Here is a 22,644-nt window from a genome sequence, read left to right on the forward strand (position 1 = left end):
ACACGGCTCCGTCAGTTCCCGGCGGCGCCGTACAGCCCCGGCCGGGCGAAGGCGATCGTCTCATCAGGAGCTCTTGACGGGAAATCCCATGCCAGGAAATATCAGGAGACGGACATATATAGGAATCCTGATATTTCCTGAAGGTGGAAGTGACGAGAACGCAGGATCAGCGCAGGGCCGACACCCGGGCCCGGCTGATCGACGCCGCCTCCGACCTGTTCGCCAGGAAAGGGTTCCACGCGGTGTCCGCCGAGGCCGTCAGCGCCGCCGCGGACCGCACGACCGGTGCCCTCTACAACCACTTCGGCGGCAAGGAGGGCCTGCTGCTGGCCCTGCTGGAGGTGTGGAAGGACCAGGCCGCGACCGACCTGCTCGCCGGGTTCGGGGAGATGACCGAACTCGACGACCGGCTGGCCGCGGTGTACGAAGCGATCACCGACGGGAATCGCGGTGCGTCATGGCTCCTGCTGGAGATGGAGCTGTGGCTGCACGGCGCGCGCGATCCCCACATCGGCGGCCCCCTCGCCAGGCGGTACGCCGGCATCCGCTCCCTGCTGGCAGACGGCCTGACCGACTGGGCCGAGCTGGCGGGGGTGTCCCTCCGAAGATCACCCGAGCACACCGCGGTCGCGGTGCTGGGTGTGCTCATCGGCTGCGCGATCCAGCACCGGCTGGATCCCCCCGCGGTCGAGTCGCAGGCCGTCGTCGAGAGCCTGCGCGACCTGCTCGGCCTGTAGGGCCGGGTCCCCCGCGGACCCGGCCCGGGGAGCACGTTCCGTGGGACCCGTCCCAGCGGACCGGGCTGCCGGGCCGTACCGCGACGCACTCCCCGAACACGCGCCGAAAGGGAGCCCACGAGATGCAGATCAACCTGCTTGAGGAGACCTGGGAGCGGGAAGTCCCGCACCGGCAGTTCGCCTACCTGCGCCGCGAGGCGCCCGTCCACTGGCACGAGGTGCCCGGCGACACCGGGTTCTGGGCCGTCACGAGATATGACGACGTGAAGGCGGTCAGCCGTGACCCGCACACCTGGTCCACCGAGATCGGCACCGCGTTCATCCGCACCCAGACGCAGGAGTTCATCGACGTCGCGAGCCTGATGCTGCTCAACATGGACCCGCCCAAGCAGACCCGCTACCGCAGGCTGGTCAGCGCCGGGTTCACGCCGCGGATGATCGCCAAGCTGGCCGCGACCGTCCAGGCCCGCTGCGAGCGGATCGCCGACCGGGTCGCCGAGAAGGGCGGCGAGGTCGAGTTCGTCACGGACGTCGCCGAGCACATCCCGCTGCAGATGATCTGCGAGATGCTCGGCGTCCCCGAGCGGGACCATCATCTGATCTTCGAGTGGTCCAACCGCATGGTGGGCTTCCAGGACCCCGACTTCCGTACCACCCCCGAGGACGGCGAGATCGCCGCCGCGGAGATCTTCGGCTACTGCGACGGGCTGGTCGAGGAGCGGCGCAAGGCTCCCCGCGACGACATCATCACCGCGCTCGTCCAGGCCGAGATCGACGGTGACCGGCTCAGCCGCGACGAGATCGACGCGTTCTTCGTGGTGCTCTGCGTGGCGGGGAACGAGACCACCCGCAACCTGATCTCCCACGCCATGCTCGCGCTGATCGAACGCCCGGACACCTACCGCGACCTGGCCGCCAACCTGGACGACGAGGTCCTGTGGCGCTCGGCGACCGAGGAGTTCCTGCGCTGGGGATCGTCGATCCACAACTTCCGCCGTACGGCGACGCGGGACACCGAGATCCGCGGCCAGAGCATCGCCGAGGGCGAGAAGGTGGTCACGTTCTACATGTCGGCCAACCACGACGAGGACGTCTTCGCCGACCCCCTGACCTTCGACATCCGCCGCACCCCCAACGACCACGTGACCTTCGGCGGCGGCGGGCCCCACTACTGCCTGGGCGCGGGACTGGCCCGCCTGGAGATCAGGTGCATGATCCGGGAGCTGCTCCGCCGCTTCCCGTCGGCCGAGCTCGCCGGCCCGGTCCGCCGCATGCGCTCCGACTTCATCAACGGCGTCAAGCACATGCCGGTCCGCTTCCGTTAGCCCCGTGCCCCCCGGGTCCGCCGCTCGCCGGTGGGACCCGGCCCGGCGGGGCTCAGCCGCCGTCGCCGTCCCGGGCCACCGTGATCGCCTCGGTGAACCGGCGGTAGCGGGACAGCTCCCCGGCCACGGGCTCCAGCACCAGCTCGCGGGCGACCTGGCCGATGCTCGCGCGCAGCGCCCTGGCCGCCCCGCGCGCCCTCCGCCGGCCGCCCAGCCAGGCGACCACCCGGGAGAGCAGCGCGATCAGCACCCCGAGCAGGATGCCGCCGGCCAGCAGCAGGGTCGGCCAGGGAAGCTCTCCGGCGGTCGGCAGGTACGGCTGCGGCAGCCGGAGGTAGTCCATCCCGAGCAGGCCGATCAGCCACAGCGCGCCCGCCAGCATGGCGGCGAACACCGCCCACTGCGCCAGCCCGGCCACCCGCCACCACACGGGCCGCCTGGCCGGACCGAGCGAGGTCGCGGCCACGGCCCGGTCGAGGCCGTCCTCCAGCTCGTCGCCGTGCGAGCGGGCCGCCTGCCGTACGGCCGCCGCCCACGGCGCGGGCAGTCCCGCCGAGGCGGCCCCGGCGGCCTCACGGATCGCGGTGTCCATCCGGGAGCGCTGCACGACGGTCGTGACGGGGATCGAGGTCCGGCCCACGGGTCCGCCGGGACTCCGCTCCGCCGGGGTGCCCAGGCGGAGCCGGCGGAGCGGGTCGGGCCGGAACCTGCGCATCCACCGGGTCAGCGGCCAGCCGGTGGCGGCGACCGACCGGTGCCGGTGGGCCTTGGCCACGGCCTCGACGACGGTCGGCACCCCGGCCGCCTCCGACAGCGCGTCGGTCAGCGGCCCGGCGAGCCCGTCCACGGACACCTCCGGCGCCGCCGCCACCGCGCCGGACGCCCTGACGAGCGCGTCGGCGGCCGTGCCGACGTCGGCGGCCAGGCGGGCCGCCCAGGATCGCCGGTCGGCGACCCGGGAGGCGAGCAGGGAACCCAGCTCGGGGAGCCCCGCGCCGGTGCGCGCCGAGACGCCGACCAGCGGCACCCCGGCCAGCCCGTCCTCGTCGAGCAGTCTCCGCAGATCCTTCAGGCACCGCTCGGCGGCGGCCGGGGTCAGCCGGTCGACCTGGTTGAGGACGACGACCATGACGTCCCGGTGCCGGGCCAGCGGCCGGAGATACCGCTCGTGCACGGCCGCGTCGGCGTACTTCTGCGGGTCGAGCACCCACACCAGCAGGTCGACCAGCTCCACGAGCCGGTCCACCTCCAGCCGGTGCGCCGACTCGATCGAGTCGTGATCGGGCAGGTCGAGCAGGATCAGCCCGGCCGCGTCGCCCTCCGCCCAGCCGTCCAGGCCGGGGACGACGAGCTCTCCCCGCCCCTCCGGCCCGCCCGCGTCGTCGCCCACCCGGGCTCCCGGGCCGGAGGTGACGGCCACGCCCCGGCCGGTCGGTGCCTCCGGCCCGGACCAGGCGCCGGCGGGCGACACCTCGTGGCGGCGGGGGATGTCCAGCCAGTCGAGCAGCGGCCCGGACCCCGCACCCCTCCAGAGGGCGGCCTGGGCGGTCGAGGTGGTCGGGCGGGTGACCCCCACCGTGGCGAGGGCGGTGCCGGACAGCAGGTTGAACAGCGAGGACTTGCCGCTGCCGGTGGCGCCGGCCAGCGCGACCGCGGTGTGGTCGATGGACAGGCTCCGCCGTACCCCGGCGCGGGAGACCACGGAACGCGCCCCGGCCACCGCGTCGGCGTCCAGCCGCCCCTCGGCGAGGTCGGCGGCCTCCGCCAGGCCCTCCAACCGGCCGTCCAGGGAGACCGCGCTCCTGCGCCGCTTCAGCAGCTTCACCTCTCCCCCCTCTCCCGGTCGGTCCCGCGGGGGACGGCGTCCGTGGGCTGATCGAGCGGATCGGGCGCGGCGTCCGCGGCGCCGGCCGGGAGCGTGAGCCTGACCGGCGTGGCGGGAAGCCGCCCCGGCCGCTCCTCCGCCGGCGGCACGGCCGGACGGCCGGCCGCCGGGATCTCCTTCTGGTGGTCCCGTACGGCGCGCGCGGCGGCGCGGAGGGCGAGGGCGGCGTCCTCGGGGGGCTGGACGGCGTCGAGGAGGGAGGTGAAGCGGGTGGCCTCCGCGCCCAGCAGGACGGAGACGCGGGCCCGCAGGTCGGTGCGGGCCTTGATGGTGAGGGTGCGGACGGCCTGGTCGCCGAAGACGGCCTCCAGGAGCTTCTGGCTCAGCACGCTGGTGCCTCCGGCGATGCCGAGCTCGATGCCGGTCAGGCCGCCGGTGGAGGCGAACACCGCGAGCATCAGCAGCAGCCCCGCGCCGTTCACGCCGTAGGAGGTGAGCCGGGCGGTGGTCCGCCGGTCGGCGCCCTCCTCGCGGACCAGGCCGAGCACGTATCCCTGCCAGCCCCGCACCGCCGCCTCCGCCTTCGCGGGCAGGTCGGCCGAGGCCCTGCCGAGCCTGCCTGCCTCCGCGACCCCGGTCTCCTGGAGCAGGGCGCGGCCCGAGGGGTGCGACGACCACGACTCCAGCACGCGTTCGGCGGCGCCGTCGGCCGAGGCTCTGATCAGCGCCTCCACCCCGCTCTCCAGTGCGACCCGCAGCTCGCTCTCGGGCGCGGGGCGGCCGGTGAACAGGGCGACCAGGCGGTCCCTGAACCGTCCCACCCGGTCCTCCAGGGAGCGCATCAGGTCGCCGGTGCCGATGAAGTCCTGCCAGCGGGCCAGCACCTCGCCCCGGAGCAGCGACCCGTCCAGCATGCCCTCGTCGAAGGAGGCCAGCCCTCCGGCGTAGGCGGCGTCCGTCATCGTGCGCAGCTCGGCGGCCACGGCGTGCTGGCGGTCCACCGCGTCGGCGAGGGCGGGGACGCGGACGGCGAGGCTCTCCAGCGCGCCGGACAGGGTCTGGCGCACCACGGCGGCACGGGCCTGGGAGTCGGCCGCGATGCCGGTCAGCCAGTCGGCGACCGGCTCGATCGCCGAGCGCGGCAGCCGGGCGTTCTCCTCGGGCAGCACCAGCTCCGGCACCTCGAACAGGCGTGTCCCGCCCAGCCCGTTGGCCTCCAGCAGCCGGGTCAGGTCCCTCTTCACCACGCCCAGGGCCTCCGGCGGGACCCGCGACAGGATGACGGCCAGAGCCGTGCTCCGCTCCCTGGCCGAGCGGAGGAAGCCCCACGGCACCTCGTCGGCGTAGCGGGCCGCGGTGGTGGTGAACAGCCAGAGGTCGGCGGCGGCGAGGAGCTGGGCGGCCAGCTCGCGGTTGGCGGTGACGACCGAGTCGATGTCCGGCGCGTCGAGCAGGGCCAGGCCGGGCGGGAGCGCGGGGACGGTGACCACCCGGAGCGTGCCCGGCTCGCCGCGGCCCTCTCCCGTGACGCGGGGAAGGCCGGGCAGGACGTGCTGGGCGGTGAACCAGTCGCGGTCGGCGGGGCTGGTGACCAGGGTGGGGGCCAGCGTGGTGGGCCGCAGGACGCCGGGCTCGGAGACGTCGGCGCCGACGAGGGAGTTCACCAGGGTCGACTTGCCCGCTCCGGTGGAGCCGCCGACGACGGCCAGCAGCGGGGCGTCGATCGCGCTCAGGCGCGGGATCAGGTAGTCGTCGAGCTGGCCGGTCAGCTCGCGCAGCGCCCGGCGGTCGCTCCCGACGTCACCGGTCGCGAGCGGGAACAGGTCGAGGCCGAGATGGCGCCGTAGCTCTCGCAGCGCCTCAAGCAGACCGTCGCTCCCGTTCATAGGAGCGATCCTTCCCGCAAGGAAGGCCTCTAGACGTGATTTTGCCCCACCGCTCGACCGGGTCACGGGGGCGAACTCGGTAGAGCGATGGGGCCTGCCCCGCGTCACACGTGGCGGGCCGTACCGGACTCGTCTCCCCCGCAGCTGGAGGCGAGCCCGAACCCACCACGCGACCGCGGGTGATCGGGGGTCATGCGCTGCCCATTGGAACAATCGAAGCTCAGGGTCAGGTCAGACGGAGCTGAGTGTTCGCTGAAAGTTCAATCACCGCGCGGTAACCGCAGGACATATCCCACGCCACGCAGGGTGTGAATGAGTCGCGGCTCAGAAACGTCGACCTTCCGGCGGAGGTAGGAGACGTAGGACTCGACGACCCCGGCGTCACCGCCGAAGTCGTAGTTCCAGACATGATCAAGGATCTGCGCCTTGGAGAGCACCCGGCCGGTGTTGACCATGAAATAGTGCAGCAGCTTGAACTCGGTGGGCGACAGCCGTACCGGCGTGCCCGAGCGCCACACCTGGTGCGCCTCCTCGTCCAGCTCCAGGTCACCGACCTGGAGACGGGTGGGCAGGTCCAGGTCCCCTCTCGTACGGCGCAGCACGGCCCGGATCCGGGCAAGGACCTCCTCCAGGCTGAACGGCTTGGTCACGTAGTCGTCGGCCACGCGCAGGCCCGCGACCTTGTCGTCGGTCGCGTCCCTCGCGGTCAGGAAGACCACCGGCATCTGCCCGCCCATCTCCCGCAACCGCCCCGCGACCGCGAAGCCGTCCATGTCGGGCAGCATCACGTCCAGCACGACGAGATCCGGGCGGATCCGCTCCGCGAAGTGCACGGCCTCCCGGCCGTCCGCCGCGGTCACCACCTCGAACCCGGACCTGCGCAGGCTGGCCGAGAGCAGCTCGCGAATGTTCGGCTCGTCGTCCACGACCAACAGCCTGGCCTCGACTCTCTCCAGCACATTCATGAGGCTTGCTCACCCTGCTGGAACGCAGCTCAGCTCCGGCTGAACGTTTCCTGAGAAAACGTTTCCCGGGGACGGAACCCTCACCGGCGGCCGCCTCCCTCGCTGATCGCGGTCGCGGTGATCGAACCGTCCTCGGCCCGGGGCCCCTGGACGACCACCGTGCCGCCGGGCCTGAGGTCGGTGACCTTGCCCTCCTTGGCGATCCGCACGGCCGTCTCGCCGCTGGTGTTCACGGTGACGACCGACCCGTCCATGGTCCTGACGTAGACCTTCCCGCCGTCCACCCGCTCCACCGTGCCGACGGCCGCCCCGCCCTGACCACCTCCACCGCCCGGACCGCCCTGGCCCCCCGGACCGCCCTGGCCGCCCTGCTGCCTGCCGCCGAACCCCCCGTAGCCGCCGGGACCGCCCCCGTAACCCCCGGGGCCCGCGCCCTGGCGGATCGCCGCGCCCGGGGCTCCCGCCGCCCCCGCCGGGGCGCCCAGTGCCTTCTGCGCCTGGATGCCCACCACCACCCCGGCGACGAGCATCACCCCCGCGCCCAGCACCAGCGTGAGCGTGGAGAGGCCGCGCCGCGGCCGGACCGTCAGCTCGTCCTCCAGGTCACCCGCGAAGGGGGAGGTCTCCAGCGATCTCCCGGCCGGGGCCGTCTCATCCGCGTTGCCGCCCATGTCTGTCTCCTTGCGTAAGCCGTACAGGTCACTCGTGGCGCAGGGCCTGGATGGGGCGGAGCTTGGCGGCCCGGTTGGCCGGGTAGCTGCCGAAGAACAGCCCGATGCCCACCGAGACGCCGAGGGCCAGCGCGATCGAGGACGGCACGATCACGGGCTCGATGCCCGCGATCGTGAACCGGGTGCCGATGAACGCGATCGCCACACCCGACAGGCCGCCCACCAGGCTCAGCACCGTCGCCTCCAGCAGGAACTGGCCGAGGATGGCGCTCCTGGGCGCCCCGATGGCCTTCCTGATGCCGATCTCCCTGGTCCGTTCGGTGACGGTGACCAGCATGATGTTGGTGATGCCGATCCCGCCGACCAGCAGCGAGATCGCGGCGACCGCGCCGAGCAGGGCGGTGAAGACGCCGATGGTCGAGCTGACGGTCTCCTGGAGGGTGGCCTGGTTCAGGATGCGGTAGTCGGCGGTGCCCGTGGGGGTGATGTCGTGCCGCTGGTTCAGGACGGCCGTCACCTCGGCCTGGGCCGACCCCGTCGTGTCGGCGCCGGTCGCCTGCACGATGATCGAGCCGAGCGCACCGAACCCGGTCAGGCTCTGCTGTACGGCGGGCAGCGGCACGATCGCGACGTCGTCGGCGTCCTTCATCCCCGAGGAGCCCAGCTCCTTGAGCACCCCGACCACCGTGAACGGCACTCCGGAGACGCTGACCTGCCGGCCGACGGGATCCGCCGTGCCGAACAGCTCCTCGGCCACGGTCCGTCCGATCACCATGACCTTCCGGGCGGCGAGCACGTCGTCGTTGACGAAGTAGGCGCCGCTCGTGACGGGCTTGTTCGTCGCCTCGAAATAGCTGGGGTAGGTGCCGACGAGCTGGGAGATCGTGTGGCTCGCCCCCTCGTGCACGGCGGTGGCCGAGGACGCGGTCACCACCGGGGACACGCTCCTGACCGACGGCGCCTGCTCCCGGTCGGCCAGCGCCCTGGCGTCCTCCAGCGTGAGCTGCCTGGCCTGCGTGCGCGGCCCGCCCGCCTGGCCACCTCCGCCGCCGCCCCCGCCTCCACCGCCGAAGCCGCCTCCGGAGAACGAGGCGGAGATGGTGAGGGTGTTGGAACCGAGCCGCTGGATGTTCTGCTGGATGCTCTGCGAGGCGCCCTCGCCGAAGGCGACCAGCAGGATCACCGCGCCCACCCCGATGAGGATGCCCAGCGTGGTCAGGAAGCTGCGCAGCTTGTTGGCCGCGAGCCCGCGGAGGGCGAATCGGAGGATCTCGAACCAGCTCACGCGGGAACCTCCGGCATGCGGGGCGGGGGGCCGTCGACGGGAGCCTGGCGGCGGTCCTCGACGATCTGGCCGTCCACCAGGCGTATGACCCGCTTGGCGTGCGCGGCCACGTCGTCCTCGTGGGTGATGATCACGATTGTCCGGCCCGAGGCGCTCAGCCGGTCGAGGATCTCCAGCACGTCACCGGTGGACGTGGTGTCGAGGTTCCCCGTGGGCTCGTCGGCGAGCAGGAGCGAGGGCGCGGTGACCAGCGCCCTGGCCACGGCCACCCGCTGCTGCTGCCCGCCGGAGAGCTCGTTCGGCTCGTGGCGGACCCGGTCGGCCAGGCCGACCTGCTCCAGGGCCGCCAGGGCGCGGGCGCGCCGCTCGGCCGCGCCCACCCCGCCGTAGGCCATGGGCAGCTCGACGTTGGCGAGCGCGCTCATCCGGGGAATCAGGTTGAACGACTGGAAGACGAAGCCGATCTTCCGGTTGCGCAGGACGGCGAGCTGGCGCTCCTCCAGCGCCCCGACGTCGGCGCCGTCGATGAGGTAGCGGCCGGAGGACGGCACGTCCAGGCAGCCCAGGATGTTCATGAGCGTGGACTTTCCGGAGCCGGAGGCGCCCATGATGGCCACGTAGTCGCCCCGCTCGACGGTGAGGGAGACCCCTCGCAGGGCACGGACCTGGGCGTCGCCCTCGCCGTACACCTTCGAGAGCTCCTGGACCGACAGGACCGGGGTGGTCATCGGCCGCCTCCGCCGAAACCGCCGCCGCCGGGTCCGCCCACCCCGCCGCGGCCGCCGCCCCCGCCCAGACCGGGGAGACCACCGCCCTGCTGCTGGGTGGTGCCGGTGGCCGCCGGGCGGACGATCTGGTCGCCCTCGCCGAGCCCCGACTTGATCTCGGTGAGCGTGTCGCCCTTGACGCCGACCTCGACCTGGGTGGGCACCTCCCGGCCGTCCCTCAGGACGGTCACGGTGCTCCGGCCACCCGCCGTGGTGATCACCGCGGAGGAGACGGCGAGCACGTTCTCGGCCTGCTCGACGACCACCTCGACCGTGGCCGTCTGGCCGAGCCTGACCTCGTCGGGGACCTCGGTGAAGGAGATCGTCACCGGATACTGGACCACGTTGTTGCTGGTGGCCGCGGTCGGCTGGATCTGGGTGACCTTGCCGGCCGCGGTGACGCCGGTCAGCGCGTCGAACCGGATCGAGGCCGCCTGGCCGACCTTGAGCTTGGTGATGTCGGACTCGGTGAAGCTGCCGACGAGCTGGAGCTTCCCGGTGTCGGCAAGTTCGATGAAGCCCCCGGACCCACTGGACCCGCCTGTCGCGGCGCCGGAACCACCGGAGCCACCGGAACCCCCCGAGCCGCCCTGCGACGTGCTCCCGGACGAGCCGGAGGAGCCGGACGAGCTGGAGGAGCCCCCGACCGTGCCGTTGACGGCCGTGACCGTGCCGCCGAACGGAGCCTTGATGACGGCGCCCGCCACGGTGCGCCGGGCCGCCCGGTAGGTATTCCTGGCGTTGACGTACTGGGCGTAGGAAGCGGCGGTCGAGGTGTCGTCGTCTGCGGAGTCCAGGGCGGCGGCGGCCGCGTCCAGGCTCTCCTGGGCGGAGGTGTCGTCCAGCCGCGCGAGGAGCTGTCCTTTGGAGACCTTGTCCCCGACCTTGACGTAGATCTTCTCCACCGTGCCGCTCGATCCGAAGCCGAGCGACCGCGCCCTGGCACTCTCCACGGCCCCGGAGGCGGACACCGAGGCGACCACCGTGCTCCGGGCCACCGACACGGTCCGCACCGCGGCGCCGGCGGCGGAGGAGGCCTCCCCGCCGAGAGAGGAGTAGGCGACCCCCGCTCCGCCCAGCAACAGGACACCGAGTGCCCCGTTCACGATCAGCGCTCTGCGCTTGGTCGACAGCTTCACAAGGTCGTACTTTGGCGGACTTTCCTTGGACGCAACCCTCGCTCCCGCTGAAGGTTGGCTGAAGATCGCGTACAACGTCCGGAGATACGCAGGAAACCCTCAGGTATTTATGAGGAGAGAGTGAATCAAACAGAGCAGGATGATCCGTCATGAGACCGACCAAGCTCCCGAAGCCCCTGCGGACGGGAGGACTCGCTCTGGCCGCCCTCGTCCTGGTGGGTGCGGGTGTGTTCTACACGCTTGACGACGGCTCGGCCCCGGCGCCCCGGGTGGAGCTCGCCTCCGCCAAGCGGGGAACGGTGACGGCCGAGGTGTCCGCGGCGGGCAACACCGTGGACGACGGCACCCGGGAGCTGGCCTTCGGCGGCTCGGGCACGGTCACGAAGGTCTACGTCAGAGCCGGGGACAAGGTCGGCAAGGGCGACGTGCTGGCCAGGATCGGCTCCGCGCCCGCACGCGAGCGCTACACCGCGGCCAAGGCGCAGCTCGCGGCGGCCCGGGAGGCGCTGGACGGAGCCGGGGACGCGGCGACGGCACAGCCCCAGACCCAGGAGCAGAGGCAGTCCCAGGAGCAGAACCGGACGCCGGACGACTCCGCCCGGCAGGCGGCCTGCGAACCCACGGCGTCACCGGCACGCCCCACCGCCACCCCCGGCCCGAGCGGCACGGCCGGCCCGAGCCGCACCACCGGTCCGGACGGCGCCCCCGGCCCGACCGGGACGCCCGGCCCGGCCCGCACGTCCGCGCCGGCCGGATCGGAGCGGCCGGTGGCGGTGGCCCCGGCCGGCGGGTTCGCACCGGCCCGGTACTCCCCCGGTACGGCGCGGACGCCGTCCCCGACGCCGACCCCGACCCCGACGCCGACCCTCACCGACGGTCCCCCGGAGCCCGCGCCGACGGTGACCGTCACCGTGACGGCGACCCCGACCGTGACCGTGACCGCCACGGTCACCGCCACGGCCACGGTCACCGCCACGCCGGGCACGAGCCATCCGCCCGCGAGCGCGGAACCCACGCGGCCCGGCCCGGCGCCCAGCCTGACGACCCGGCCGGGCGAGCACTCCGGCCCCAGCTCGCCGGCCAGGCCGACCCCTGCCGCGACCCCGACCGCCAAGCCCGGTGCGAGCTCGGAGCCGACCGTCGGCCGGACTCCCGGACCGCGGTCCACCGCGTGCTCCGCACAGAGCTCCGGCCTCCGTCCCGATCAGAACGCCGGCACCGGCCTCACCAGCCGGCCGAGCACCGACAGCGGCGGTACCAGCCGGTCGAGCACCGGCACCGGCACCGGCGGGCAGCGGACGCTCAGCGTGGAGCAGGCCGAGGCCGACGTGAAGAGGGCGGAGGCGGACCTGACGGACGCCCGGGAGGAGCTGGCGGGTGTGCGGATCGTCGCTCCCGCGGACGGCACCGTCCTGTCGGTCGCCGGGACGGTCGGCGACAGCGTGGGCACCGGCGCGTTCCTCGCTCTCGGCGATCTCGACGAGCTCCAGGTGGAGGCGCTGTTCACCGAGTCGGACATCGGGGAACTGAAGCTCGGGCAGCGGGCGGCGATCACTCTGGCCACCCGGGAGGGTGAGGAGTACACCGGTACGGTGACCCGCATCGCGCCCACCGCGACCACCACCGACCGGCTGGTGAGATACGGGGTCACGGTCGCGTTCGACGAGGCTCCGGCCGGTCTCATGGTCGACCAGACCGCCACCGTCAGGGTGACCGTCGCCGAGTCGGAGCAGGCGCTCTACCTTCCGGCCCAGGCCGTGCGGTCCAAGGGCGGGGCCTCGGTGGTCACCGTTCAGGGCGGTGTCGAGCGCGTGGTCAGGACCGGGGTCCGCGGCGACCGGTACGTCGAGATCACCTCGGGTCTGCGCGAGAACGACCGGGTCGTGCTCCCCGGCGGCACGGCCACCGGAGGATTCCCCGACAGCGGCTGGCCGGGAGGCGCCTGACGGCGGTCTCCCCTGATCTGCCGGGATCGGCCGAGCCCGGCAGATCAGGGGAGACTCCCACCCGCTCAAGCTCGCGTCTCGAAGCCGCGGTTCGCCATCTCCGGCAGATCGGATGTCCTGGCAGGGTCAGTCGTACTCGGGGGCCAGGGGCAGGGCCACCCGGAACGTCGAGCCCTCGCCCGGCGCCGACTCCACGTCGACCGTGCCGCCGTGGGTGTCGACGATGGCCGCGACGATGGCCAGGCCGAGACCGCTGCCGCCGTCCTCGGGCGCCCGGCGGCCACGGGCCGAGTCGACGCGGTAGAACCGCTCGAAGACGCGTTCGCACTGCTCGGCGTCGAGTCCCGGCCCTTCGTCGGCCACCTCGATGACGGCCATGCCGTCCCGGGCGGAGAGCGTCATGCGCACGGGGGTGCGGTCCGGCGTGTGGGTGAGCGCGTTCGTCATCAGGTTGCCCACGACCTGGCGGAGCCGTACCTCGTCGCCGGAGACGATGAGCGCGGCGCCGTCCACCGAGAGCGTGATCTCGCGGGCCGGGGCGAGGATGCGGGCGTCGTGGACGGTGTCGGCGGCGATGGCGAGCAGGTCCACCGGGCGCATGGCCACCGGCCGCTGCTGGTCCATCCGGGCGAGCATCAGCAGGTCGTCGACGAGCAGGCCCATCCGGACCGCCTCGGACTCCACCCGGCGCATCAGCGGCGCGGCGTCGATGTCGGGCGCCTGCCGGTAGAACTCGGCGAACCCGCGGATGGAGGTCAGCGGCGTGCGGAGCTCGTGCGAGGCGTCGGCGACGAACCTGCGCATGCGCTCCTCGGAGCGGCGGGCCGAGGCCTCCGACTCCGACCTGGCCCGGAAGGCGGTCTCGATCTGGGCGAGCATGCCGTTCAGCGACTGGCCGAGGCGTCCGACCTCGGTGCGCGGATCGGTGTCGGGGACGCGGCGGCTCAGGTCCCCGGCGGCGATGGCCTGCGCGGTGCGCTCGATCTCCTCCAGCGGGCGCAGGCTCCGCCGTATGATCACCACGCCCACCCCGGCGAGTGTCAGCATCAGCCCGCCTCCGCCGAGCAGCTCCACCAGCGCGAGCTGGCCGACGATCTGCCGGACCTCGGCCATGTCCACCGCCACGAGAAGGGTCCTGCCGTTGTCCAGGGGGGCGACGTGGATCCGCCACTCGCCGCTGTCGAACGATCCGGGCCCCTGGTCCACGGGCACCTGCAGGGCGGGTTTGCCCTCCACGTCGACGCCGCTGAGCTGGAGGATGGTCTCGCCCTTGGCGCTGCGGAGCACCAGCCTGGTGTCGGCCGGGAGCGGCTTGCCGATCAGCGTGACGGCTCCGCGGTGCAGGCGGCGCAGCGTGGCGTCGGTGGTCAGGTCCATCTGGCTGTCCACGCGGTCGATCAGGTAGCCGCGCATGATCGAGACGCTGCCGATGCCGATGAGGGTGAGCGCGATGGCCAGCAGGATCAGGATGACCGCGATCAGCTTCACCCGCAGCGGGGTCCCGTTCATGGTCACGGGACAGGGGGGAGGCGGAGAACGTAGCCGACTCCGCGCAGGGTGTGGATCAGCCGGGGGTCCGCGTTGTCGATCTTCCGGCGGAGCACGGAGACGTAGGACTCCACGATCCCGACGTCGCCCCGGAAGTCGTAGTCCCACACGTGGTCGAGGATCTGGGCCTTGGACAGCACCCGGCCGGCGTTCGCCATGAAGTAACGCAGGAGCTTGAACTCCGTCGGCGACAGCGCCACTGCCCTGCCCCTGCGCCACACCTCGTGGCTCTCCTCGTCGAGCTCGATGTCGGCGAAGGTGAGCCGGGGCGGCCGGGCCGGCAGGTCTCCCGCGCCGGTACGGCGGAGCACCGCCCGGATCCGGGCCACGACCTCCTCCAGGCTGAACGGCTTGGTCACGTAGTCGTCCCCGCCCGCCGTCAGCCCGCGGATCTTGTCCTCGGTGGCGTCACGCGCGGTGAGGAAGACCACCGGCGTGTCGGTGCCGCCGCCGCGCAGGCGTCGCACGACGTCGAACCCATCCATGTCGGGCAGCATCACGTCGAGCACGATGAGATCGGGACGGTGGCGCTGGACAGCGGCGACGGCGTCCGTCCCGTTGCCTGCCGTGTTCACCCCGAACCCGGCGAATCGCAGGCTCGCGGCCAGCAGTTCGAGGATGTTGGGCTCGTCCTCGACGATCAGCAGGCGGGCCTCGGGTGAGTCGGTCACGGGTTTTATCTTCACTCGCCCACATGAAAAAGCAGTTAACGGGTCAACACAGAGGTTAACCCCACGATATGCCTGGCGATTGCCAAACTCGACGTCGCCGCCGGCGAGGGGGCGTTCCGCACAAGCGTGACGCGGCCGTGCACGTCGATCGCGAAGTCGTCGAGCATGCTCCCGTCCCTGGCCACGGCCTGGGCCCGGACTCCCCCGGCGGTCCTGACCAGATCGGCCCTGGTGAGCTCGGGCACGTAGCGGCGCGCGGCCGCCAGGAAGGACCCCTTCGCCATGGAGCCGAGCACCTCCCGCACCCCGGTCCGCCAGTGCCTGGCCGCCAGCCGCCGGGTGCCCTCCCAGGCCAGGATCCGGCGCAGGTCGCTGAGATCGACGTCACCCCAGGAGTAGCCCTCCAGGGCCAGCGCCATGACCGCGTTGGGGCCGACCAGAACCTCGCCGTCGATCCTGCGGGTCAGGTGCACGCCGAGGAACGGGTAGCGGGGGTCGGGCACCGGGTAGATCAGCCCGCGGACCAGCTCCTTCGACGCGCCGGCCAGCGCGTAGTACTCCCCGCGGAAGGGGACGATCCGCACGTCGCCTGCGGCCCCGGCCATCCGGGCGACGGTGTCGGTGCCCAGCCCGGCGCAGACGATCAGCCGGTCGAAGCGCAGCCTGCGCGTCCCGGCCAGCACCTCCACCCCGCTCGCGGTCTCCCGCAGCGCGCGGACCGGGTGGGAGAGCAGCACCGAACCGCCCGTCTCCTCCACGTCCAGGGCCAGACGGCGGGCGACGGCGGGGAAGTCGGCGATCGCGGTGTGCGGGGAGTGGACGGCGGCCACCCCGACGGTGTGCGGCTCGACCTCGCGCAGCGCCAGCGCGTCCAGCTCGGCGATGCCGGGGACCTGGTTGGCGCGGGCGCGCTCGGCGATCTTCCGCAGCCCCGGCCGCTCGGCCGCGGTGGAGGCGACGACGAGCTTGCCCACCTCGTCGTAGGGGATGCGGTGCTCCGCGCAGTACTGCCGGAGCAGGGCCACGCCCTCGCGGCAGAGCCGGGCCTTGAGCGAACCCGGCTGGTAGTAGATCCCCGCGTGGACGACCCCGCTGTTGTGCCCGGTCTGGTGGGCTCCGACGCGGTCCTCCTTGTCGAGGACGGTCACCGTGGCGCCGCGGGTCCGCGCCACCTCCCTGGCCACCGCCAGGCCGACGATTCCCGCACCGACGATCCCGATGTTCACCGCGCGACCTTACCGGCCGGCACGCCGGCCTTCCCAGGGGCGAGATGCCCTTCCTCGGCGAGCCAGCGCAGCGAGTCGGCGATGGTCTCCCGGACCGGACGCAGGCTCGTGCCGAGCGCCTCCAGAGTGGGGGCGTCGAAGGTCCGCTCCATCGTGACCATCATCTCGGCGGCGTCCCTGGTCAGCGGGTAGTCGATCGGCCTGATCCGTTTCACGGCGTCGAGCACGGCCGCCGCGCCGCGCAGCACGGCGGCGGGGACCCTGAAGCGGCGGCAGCGTCCTCCGGTCGCCTCGTCGCAGGCGTCTGCGAGCTCCGCCCAGGTGAGGTAGTGCCCGCCGAGCATGAATCGGCGCGGCCCGCGCCCCGGCTCCAGACAACGGGCGAGCACGATGGCCAGATCGCGGACGTCGAGGACGCAGACGCCGCCCGCGGTGATCGGCCAGCCCTGCTCCAGCCCCGCGCGCAGCCCCTCCATGAGCGCGTCGAGCGAGGGCTGGTACGGCCCGGCGACCCCGCCCGGGTAGACGACGGTGACCGGCTCTCCCCGCTCCTGGAGCCGCCTGGCGTAGCGCTCACCGGAGACCTTGGTCCTGCCGTAGGCGTTCCTGGGGGCGGACAGCGGGCTCTCGACGGTGATCAGGGGTCCGGCCGGCGGCACGAAGACCGCGACGGTGGAGATGTGCACGATCGGGTCGAGGCCGAGCGCGGCGGCCTGGCCGAGGACGTTCTTCAGCCCGGCCACGTTCGTCCCCGCCAGGTCGCCGGCGTGGCTGACGACCCCGATCTCGGCGGCGGCGTGAATGACCGCCTCACACCGTTCAAGCGCGTTCCGTACGGATTCCGCGTCACGGATATCCGCCTCATGCATGGGGACCGCGCCGTCGACCCCGACATCGGCCAGGACTTTCCTCGTCTTCTCCGGATCACGCACCAGGAGGAGCGGCTCGTGCCCGGCGGCGACAAGTGCGGCAACCGCGTGTGAGCCGACGAACCCGGACGCTCCGGTCACCAGGACGCGCATAGTCGACAGTTAACGGCAATCCTCTCCGGAGGAGAAGAGGAATGCCCCGTCTCATTGGTGATCGTAACCATATGTAGACAAGCTTTACCTGCCCCGAGCAGGGAATACGCTAATACGCCCGCACGCGGAATCGCGATGCGGACATTCGTTTCGGGGGAAACAAATGAAAAGGTCACATGCCGGGGCTCGGATGCCCCTGCGTGTTCTTCTGCTGGGCGTCGCGGCGTCACTGGCCGCCGCCGCCGTCTCCGTCCTCACCACCCGGCCGGTCTCCGCCGCGGAGACCGGCGCGGCCGGCCCGGCGGAGCCGTGCGCGGTGGTGAACGGGGGCTTCGAGGAGCCCGGCGGTCTGCGCGGGCAGGGACACCTGCGCAAGGACGTCCCCGGCTGGCGCACGTCGTCGCGTGACGGGCTCATCGAGATCTGGGGGGCGGGCAACCACGCCGACCCGATGGACTTCACCGTCCCGCCGGACACCGGCGACCAGTTCGCCGAGCTGAACGGGACCTCGGTGTCCACCCTCTACCAGGACATCCGGACCGTGCCGGGCTCCACGATCGACTGGAGCCTGGCGCACCGGGGGCGGAGCAGGACCCAGGCCGACGAGGACGTCATGCGGGTCCGCATCGGGGGCGTCGTGCAGGTTCCGGAGGGGCAGGACTCGCCCGACATCGCCGACGGTGGCGACACCTGGGGCCACTACGGCGGCAGCTACACCGTCCCCCGGGGACAGCGGGTCACCCGGGTGGAGTTCGTCTCGGTCTCGTCCGGGACGGGACGGCCGAGCTACGGCAACTTCCTCGACTCGGTGTCGACCTCCTGCACGTTGCCGAACCAGCCGCCCACCGTGCCGTACCTGGTGCTGTCCGGATCGGTGGGACAGATCCTCGACGGCTCCCTCACCTCGGTGGACCCCGAGGGCGGAGAGGTGACCTACAACGCGACCGCCCCGGTGCCGTGGCTGAACGTGACGGTCCGCCCGCACGGGACGGTGGTCGCCAGGGCGCTGAGGCCGGGTGTCCACCAGGTGCCGGTCAAGGCCTGCGACGAACGGGGGGCGTGCGCCGACGGCAGGGTCGTCGTCGTGGCCTACCGCCGTACCAGGCCGCTCGCCAGGTCGCTCGCCGACCTGTACCCGACGCAGGCGGCCGCGCCGCCGGTGGGCCCTTCCCGCCCCGGCACCGTGGGTAAGGACCGCCGGATACCGGTGAGAACGGACCACCCGACGCCGTAAGCAAAGATCACCGGATCCTGTGAGAACGGCCCACCGGACGCCGTGAGCAAAGACCGCCGGACGCCGTGAGCAAAGACCACCGGATCCTGTGAAACCGGACCGCCGGACGCCATGAGCAAAGACCGCCGGACGCCGTGAGAACGGGCCGCCGGGCCGGGACCGTCCCGGCCCGGCGCGCCTGACCTCACCGCATCCGGCCGACGACCGCCCGCAGGCGGCGCACGTCCCCCAGCCTCGCCTCGTAGGTCGCGCCGACCACGACGAGCAGCAGCCCACCGGCCGCCATCGGCACCCATCTCGGCACCATCACGACGACCTGCGCGATCCACGGCGCCAGCTCGTGCAGGGCGACGGCCGCCAGGGTCAGGCCACCGAGCAGCGCGGGGGCCTGGAGCCGGAGACGGGCCCCGGCCAGCAGCACGGCCAGCGAGACCGCGCCGAGCAGCAGCGGCCGGACCCAGCCGGCGCCGGCGAGCATCGCGATCATGCTGGGGAGCAGGCTGGAGGCGAGACCGGACCCGTAGGCGACCCACGAGGAGATCTCGCGGCTCCTGGACCGCCACCAGCCGAACGCCAGCAGGACCAGCGAGAACGGCACTGTATAGGCCTCGATGACGGTGATGTCGGAGGCGAGCAGCCGCAGCCATGCGGCCACCAGCAGGAAACCGGTCCCCACGTATCCGGCCCACCGCCGGTCGGGCCGCAGCGCCGTACCGGCCATCAGCACGCCGGCGACCGCGCAGGCCAGTGCGGCGAGCGGCAGGTCGGCGGCACCGAGCGCCAGGCCCACGGCCGCGAGGGCGTACCCGGCCGTCTCGGCGCCGATCGCGAACACCGCCGTCCTGAACCGGCCCGCCACCGCCGCCGCCAGGCAGGCCACCGCGAGCACGCCGAACGCCGCGTGCCGTACCGGCCACTCCAGCGCCATCCCGGCGGCGAGGGCCTCTCCGCCGGCGAGCGACGTCGCCAGCGCGGCCCCGGCGACCCGTACGGCCTTCGCCCGTCCGTGGAAGGCCGTCACTCCCGCGATCACCGCTGTCACCGGCAGCACGACCAACGTGGCGGGCCTGCTCATGAGCGCCCAGGAGAGCGCGATCGAAGCCGCCCACAGCGCCGTCGCCCCGCCCCATGCCCAGTCCGTACGGCTCCGCGCGGCCATCCACGCCGACGGGCCGATCCCCGCGACGAACAGCCCCACCTCCAGCCCGTACGGCAGGCCCACCGAGACGGGCAGGGCCGTCAGCGCCACCGGCCAGGCCACCGCCCCGGCCCTGAGCACGCCTTTGCGCCCGGCGACCTGCCAGGAGAGCAGCACCGCCGCGGCCGTGACGAGAATCGTGATCACGATGAGGATCGGGTGGCGCCCGCCGGAGGCGGGCAGAGGGGCCCACGGCAGCGCGAGGGGGCGGTAGAACCCGAGGATCTCAGCGAGGGCGGCATGCACGGGAAGCAGCGCCAGCGCGGCGAGCACGGCGCCCAGCACCAGCCCCGTCACCCTCCGAGGATCATCAGCCCCATCCACAGCGGCCTCATCCACGACGGCCTCGTCCACGGTGGGCTCGTCCACGGCGGCCCCATCCACAGCGGGCCCGTCCATGACCTCCACAGCGGGCCCGCCCGCGACGGGTCCGTCGGCCACGGGTCCCCCAGCCGATCCCCCAGCCACCCCGCGCGGCGCGGACACCCCAGCCGATCCCCCAGCCACCCCGTGCGGCGCGGACACCCCAGCCGCGACGGACCATCGGCGGAGGGCGAGGAGACCGGCAGGCAGGGCGCCGATCGCCAGGGCCAGCGAGAGTCCTTCACGCACCGGCTGCCATCCTGTCCCGACGGACACCGCCCAGATCAGGCCGGTCGCCGCCAGTACGGCCATCACCAGGGCGGCCGCCGCCGCCCACGGCACCCGGGCGGCGAACACCGCCAGGCCGCACGCGGCCAGCAGGACGGCGAGCGCCGCGTACGTGGTGGCCCGCTCGGCGAGCGCGGTGGCCACCGCCAGCGCGGCGACCGACCCGGCCGCCGTCGTGAAGGCTCCCGCCCACCATGGGTGCCGGGCCAGGGTCAGGCAGGCGACGAGCGTGACGGCCAGAGCCAGCAGGACCGCGAGATCCGCCGCGTGGCTCCAGCCGGACGCGACCGGGGTGACGGCCACCGTTACCGTGCCGACGGCCAGGGCGACGGGCCGCAGGGACGCGTGTCCCCGGCGGGCCATCGCCGCCGAGGCCACCGCCAGCAGCCCCAGCACGACCACTCCCTCGGGGAACGGCGAGATCCACCGGTCTCCGGCGGCCCCGTTGACACTCGACCAGACGCCGTCCAGCTGGTTGAACGGTGTGAGCAGCGTGGAAGCCACCGCAGGGACGAACGGGAGCGCGGTGAGCGCGGCCAGGATCGCGGCGCAGGCGGCGCCCGCCGAGCGGACCCGGGGATCGTTCAGACCGGGCAGGCGGAGCGCGGCCACCGCGACGGCCAGTGCCGCGACGGTGTGCGGGACGGCCCACCAGCCGGCCGGGAGCAGCGGCCAGACCGGTGCGGCCAGACCGGCGGTCAGCGCGAACGCCGCCCCCGCCGTGAGTGCCCTGAGCCGACCCGGGTCCGCCCGGGGCGCGACGGCCACGCCGATCACGGCGAGCACGACCAGCAGCACACCCTTGATCGAGGCGGTTAACAGGTCGTCGGCGCGGGCGGAGTCCATCAGCTCCAGGGCCGCGTTCAGGGATCCGTGGCCCACGCCCAGCGTCCACACCACGCCGAAACAGAGTCCCACCGTCACCCGGACCCCGGCCCCACGCCCCGGCCCGGCACCACCCGGCACCGTCGCAGGATCCGCCGTACCCGCATTACCCGGCACCACCGCGGGACCCGCCGTACCCGCCGTACCCGCATTACCCGGCACCGTCGTAGGACCCGCCGGACCCTCATCACCCGGCACCGTCGTGGGACCGCTCAGGTCACCACCCCCCGGCACCGCGGACCCCATCGGCCCCTCATCGCCTGGCACCGTCGCGGGCTTGTCCCGGCGGTGGCCGAACACCAGGAAGGCGGCGTCGGCCGCCGCGGTCGCCGCGAGAGCGGCGGTGAACCAGGGGTCCGTCTCGCTCAGGGCCAGCAACGGGAGCGGGAACTGGGCGAGCACGATGGCGATCGGCAGCGGCAGCCTCAGCGGGAGCAGCCGCGAGTATCCCGCCACGACGAGCGCGATCAGGGCGATCAGCAGGGCGGCGTAGTCGAGCCCGGCGACGCGGTCGGCCCCGGCCAGGCCGACCCGCCGGGCCGCGTAGCCGTCCAGGAAGAGCAGCGCGACGCCGAGCACCGCGATGGTCTCGGCGGTGGCGACGAGTTCTCGCTTCACCAGGAGCTTCGGCACCGCGAGGGTCAGTACGGTGATCCCGGCGAGGATCGCGGCCCGCCCGCCGATGCCGATCTGCCCCCAGCTGACCACCGTGAAGACGATGGCCGCGACGGCCAGCAGCAGGCCGCCGAGCACGAGCAGCAGGTTCTGCACGGCCTTCGGCGAGAAGTCCCGCCGTGGCGAGGCGGCGGGACGCCCCGGCTGCCCGGGGACGGGAGGACCCGGCCACTCCGGCACCGGTGGTCCCTGCTGCCCTGGGGCGGGAAGTCTCGGCATGGCGGGTACGGAGGAACCCGACCGCGCGGGGACGGGAGGCCCCGGCATGGCAGGCACGGGGGAACCCGGCCGCGCGGGGACGGGAGGCCCCGGCATGGCGGGTACGGAGGAACCCGACCGCGCGGGGACGGGAGGCACCTGCTGCCCGGGGACGGGAAAGACCGGCTCTCCCGGGGCGGGGGGCTCTGCCGGGGCCGGTTGGGGACCCGTTCCGGCCGGGGCGGGCCGTACGCCGGGATCGCTCCCGGCCGGGTGGCCCCGTTCGGACCGGAGCAGGTCGAGCAGCCGGTCGCGCCGGACCAGAAGCTCCGTCTCCCGGGCCCGCAGCCCGGCCAGTGCCCTGTCGAGCTGCCAGAGTTCGGCGGCCACGGGTCCTCGCAGGGGCAGCACGCAATGCGGGCAGCGGTCGGGGGCCCCGACGACGGCCACGCCACACTCCGGGCATTTCACTTCCGGTGGGAGCCCCGAGCCGGGAGGAGGACTCTGATCGCGCATGACATGAAGGATGCCGGGCGCGGGTCGCCGTTTGGTTACGTTGTGCTACCCAGGTCACCCTGCGGATACCGCGCGGATCGGATGCGGCACGGACTGGGCGCCACACGGATCGGATGCCGCACGGACCAGGCACCACGTGGACCAAGCACCACATGGACTGGGCGCCACACGGATCGGATGCCGCACGGACCAGGCACCACGTGGACCAGGCACCACACAGACCGGGGGCCTAACGGACCAAGCACCACATGGACTGGGCGCCACACGGATCGGG

At 73.2% G+C, this 22,644-nt stretch carries 16 protein-coding genes; 4 read left to right on the forward strand and 12 right to left on the reverse strand.

What is annotated here, in order from left to right; translation table 11 throughout:
- Positions 1-149: 149 nt before the first annotated feature.
- Both SROS_RS42810 and SROS_RS42815 read left to right on the forward strand, forming a co-directional pair.
- On the forward strand, positions 150-737 hold the full coding sequence (locus tag SROS_RS42810) for a TetR/AcrR family transcriptional regulator (RefSeq protein WP_012895228.1): 588 nt from the start codon (positions 150-152) through the stop codon (positions 735-737).
- A gap of 122 nt (positions 738-859) precedes the next feature.
- A complete protein-coding gene (locus SROS_RS42815; protein ID WP_012895229.1) occupies positions 860-2,062 on the forward strand; it encodes a cytochrome P450 in 1,203 nt (400 codons plus the stop codon).
- 52 nt (positions 2,063-2,114) lie between these two features.
- Here the strand turns inward: SROS_RS42815 and SROS_RS42820 are convergent, their stop codons facing one another.
- The 7 genes from SROS_RS42820 to SROS_RS42850 form a co-directional block, all read right to left on the reverse strand.
- Complete coding sequence (locus SROS_RS42820; RefSeq protein ID WP_012895230.1) at positions 2,115-3,887, reverse strand: P-loop NTPase family protein; 1,773 nt, start codon at positions 3,885-3,887, stop codon at positions 2,115-2,117.
- Positions 3,884-5,773 (reverse strand): P-loop NTPase family protein, encoded by a 1,890-nt coding sequence (locus SROS_RS42825; protein ID WP_012895231.1) that lies wholly within the window; start codon positions 5,771-5,773, stop codon positions 3,884-3,886. The genes SROS_RS42820 and SROS_RS42825 overlap by 4 nt, the downstream gene beginning before the upstream one ends.
- A 260-nt stretch (positions 5,774-6,033) precedes the next feature.
- Positions 6,034-6,738 carry a response regulator transcription factor gene (locus SROS_RS42830; protein ID WP_012895232.1) on the reverse strand — a complete coding sequence of 235 codons (705 nt, stop codon included), beginning with the start codon at positions 6,736-6,738 and terminating at the stop codon, positions 6,034-6,036.
- Positions 6,739-6,818: 80 nt separating this feature from the next.
- Positions 6,819-7,409: a hypothetical protein gene (locus tag SROS_RS54130; protein ID WP_012895233.1), complete on the reverse strand. Its 591-nt coding sequence runs from the start codon at positions 7,407-7,409 to the stop codon at positions 6,819-6,821.
- Between the two features lie 28 nt (positions 7,410-7,437).
- The gene (locus SROS_RS42840; protein WP_012895234.1) at positions 7,438-8,694 is read right to left on the reverse strand and encodes an ABC transporter permease; all 1,257 of its coding nucleotides are present in this window, start codon (positions 8,692-8,694) and stop codon (positions 7,438-7,440) included.
- On the reverse strand, positions 8,691-9,422 hold the full coding sequence (locus SROS_RS42845) for an ABC transporter ATP-binding protein (RefSeq protein WP_012895235.1): 732 nt from the start codon (positions 9,420-9,422) through the stop codon (positions 8,691-8,693). Before SROS_RS42845 ends, SROS_RS42840 begins: the two co-directional genes overlap by 4 nt.
- Positions 9,419-10,600 (reverse strand): efflux RND transporter periplasmic adaptor subunit, encoded by a 1,182-nt coding sequence (locus tag SROS_RS42850; RefSeq protein WP_012895236.1) that lies wholly within the window; start codon positions 10,598-10,600, stop codon positions 9,419-9,421. Before SROS_RS42850 ends, SROS_RS42845 begins: the two co-directional genes overlap by 4 nt.
- A gap of 149 nt (positions 10,601-10,749) precedes the next feature.
- Between SROS_RS42850 and SROS_RS46720 the strand changes: the two genes are divergently transcribed.
- Positions 10,750-12,546 carry an efflux RND transporter periplasmic adaptor subunit gene (locus SROS_RS46720; RefSeq protein ID WP_012895237.1) on the forward strand — a complete coding sequence of 599 codons (1,797 nt, stop codon included), beginning with the start codon at positions 10,750-10,752 and terminating at the stop codon, positions 12,544-12,546.
- A gap of 126 nt (positions 12,547-12,672) precedes the next feature.
- Here SROS_RS46720 and SROS_RS42860 read toward each other — a convergent pair whose 3' ends face one another.
- From SROS_RS42860 to SROS_RS42875, 4 genes are read right to left on the reverse strand one after another with little or no spacing between them, the layout of a single operon-like run.
- Positions 12,673-14,055, reverse strand: a complete 1,383-nt coding sequence (locus tag SROS_RS42860) for a sensor histidine kinase (protein WP_012895238.1) — start codon at positions 14,053-14,055, stop codon at positions 12,673-12,675.
- 2 nt (positions 14,056-14,057) lie between these two features.
- On the reverse strand, positions 14,058-14,765 hold the full coding sequence (locus SROS_RS42865) for a response regulator transcription factor (protein WP_012895239.1): 708 nt from the start codon (positions 14,763-14,765) through the stop codon (positions 14,058-14,060).
- Positions 14,766-14,800: 35 nt separating this feature from the next.
- Positions 14,801-15,991: an L-2-hydroxyglutarate oxidase gene (lhgO, locus tag SROS_RS42870; RefSeq protein ID WP_012895240.1), complete on the reverse strand. Its 1,191-nt coding sequence runs from the start codon at positions 15,989-15,991 to the stop codon at positions 14,801-14,803.
- Positions 15,988-17,013, reverse strand: a complete 1,026-nt coding sequence (locus SROS_RS42875) for an NAD-dependent epimerase/dehydratase family protein (RefSeq protein WP_012895241.1) — start codon at positions 17,011-17,013, stop codon at positions 15,988-15,990. The genes lhgO and SROS_RS42875 overlap by 4 nt, the downstream gene beginning before the upstream one ends.
- Positions 17,014-17,203: 190 nt before the next feature.
- Here SROS_RS42875 and SROS_RS46725 point away from each other — a divergent pair, with 190 nt between their 5' ends.
- Positions 17,204-18,247 carry a hypothetical protein gene (locus SROS_RS46725; protein WP_052317157.1) on the forward strand — a complete coding sequence of 348 codons (1,044 nt, stop codon included), beginning with the start codon at positions 17,204-17,206 and terminating at the stop codon, positions 18,245-18,247.
- Positions 18,248-18,431: 184 nt separating this feature from the next.
- Here the strand turns inward: SROS_RS46725 and SROS_RS42885 are convergent, their stop codons facing one another.
- Positions 18,432-22,304 (reverse strand): SCO7613 C-terminal domain-containing membrane protein, encoded by a 3,873-nt coding sequence (locus SROS_RS42885; RefSeq protein WP_012895243.1) that lies wholly within the window; start codon positions 22,302-22,304, stop codon positions 18,432-18,434.
- Positions 22,305-22,644: the final 340 nt, after the last annotated feature.

The organism is Streptosporangium roseum DSM 43021 (assembly GCF_000024865.1).
Classification (GTDB): domain Bacteria; phylum Actinomycetota; class Actinomycetes; order Streptosporangiales; family Streptosporangiaceae; genus Streptosporangium; species Streptosporangium roseum.

Bases quoted from the DNA above. Each gene is read 5' to 3' on its own strand.
- SROS_RS46725 (WP_052317157.1), top strand. From the start codon at position 17,204: ATGCCCCTGCGTGTTCTTCTGCTGGGCGTCGCGGCGTCACTGGCCGCC.
- SROS_RS54130 (WP_012895233.1), bottom strand. From the start codon at position 7,409: ATGGGCGGCAACGCGGATGAGACGGCCCCGGCCGGGAGATCGCTGGAG.
- SROS_RS42830 (WP_012895232.1), bottom strand. From the start codon at position 6,738: ATGAATGTGCTGGAGAGAGTCGAGGCCAGGCTGTTGGTCGTGGACGAC.
- SROS_RS42845 (WP_012895235.1), bottom strand. From the start codon at position 9,422: ATGACCACCCCGGTCCTGTCGGTCCAGGAGCTCTCGAAGGTGTACGGC.
- SROS_RS42860 (WP_012895238.1), bottom strand. From the start codon at position 14,055: ATGAACGGGACCCCGCTGCGGGTGAAGCTGATCGCGGTCATCCTGATC.
- SROS_RS42875 (WP_012895241.1), bottom strand. From the start codon at position 17,013: ATGCGCGTCCTGGTGACCGGAGCGTCCGGGTTCGTCGGCTCACACGCG.
- SROS_RS46720 (WP_012895237.1), top strand. From the start codon at position 10,750: ATGAGACCGACCAAGCTCCCGAAGCCCCTGCGGACGGGAGGACTCGCT.
- SROS_RS42815 (WP_012895229.1), top strand. From the start codon at position 860: ATGCAGATCAACCTGCTTGAGGAGACCTGGGAGCGGGAAGTCCCGCAC.
- SROS_RS42825 (WP_012895231.1), bottom strand. From the start codon at position 5,773: ATGAACGGGAGCGACGGTCTGCTTGAGGCGCTGCGAGAGCTACGGCGC.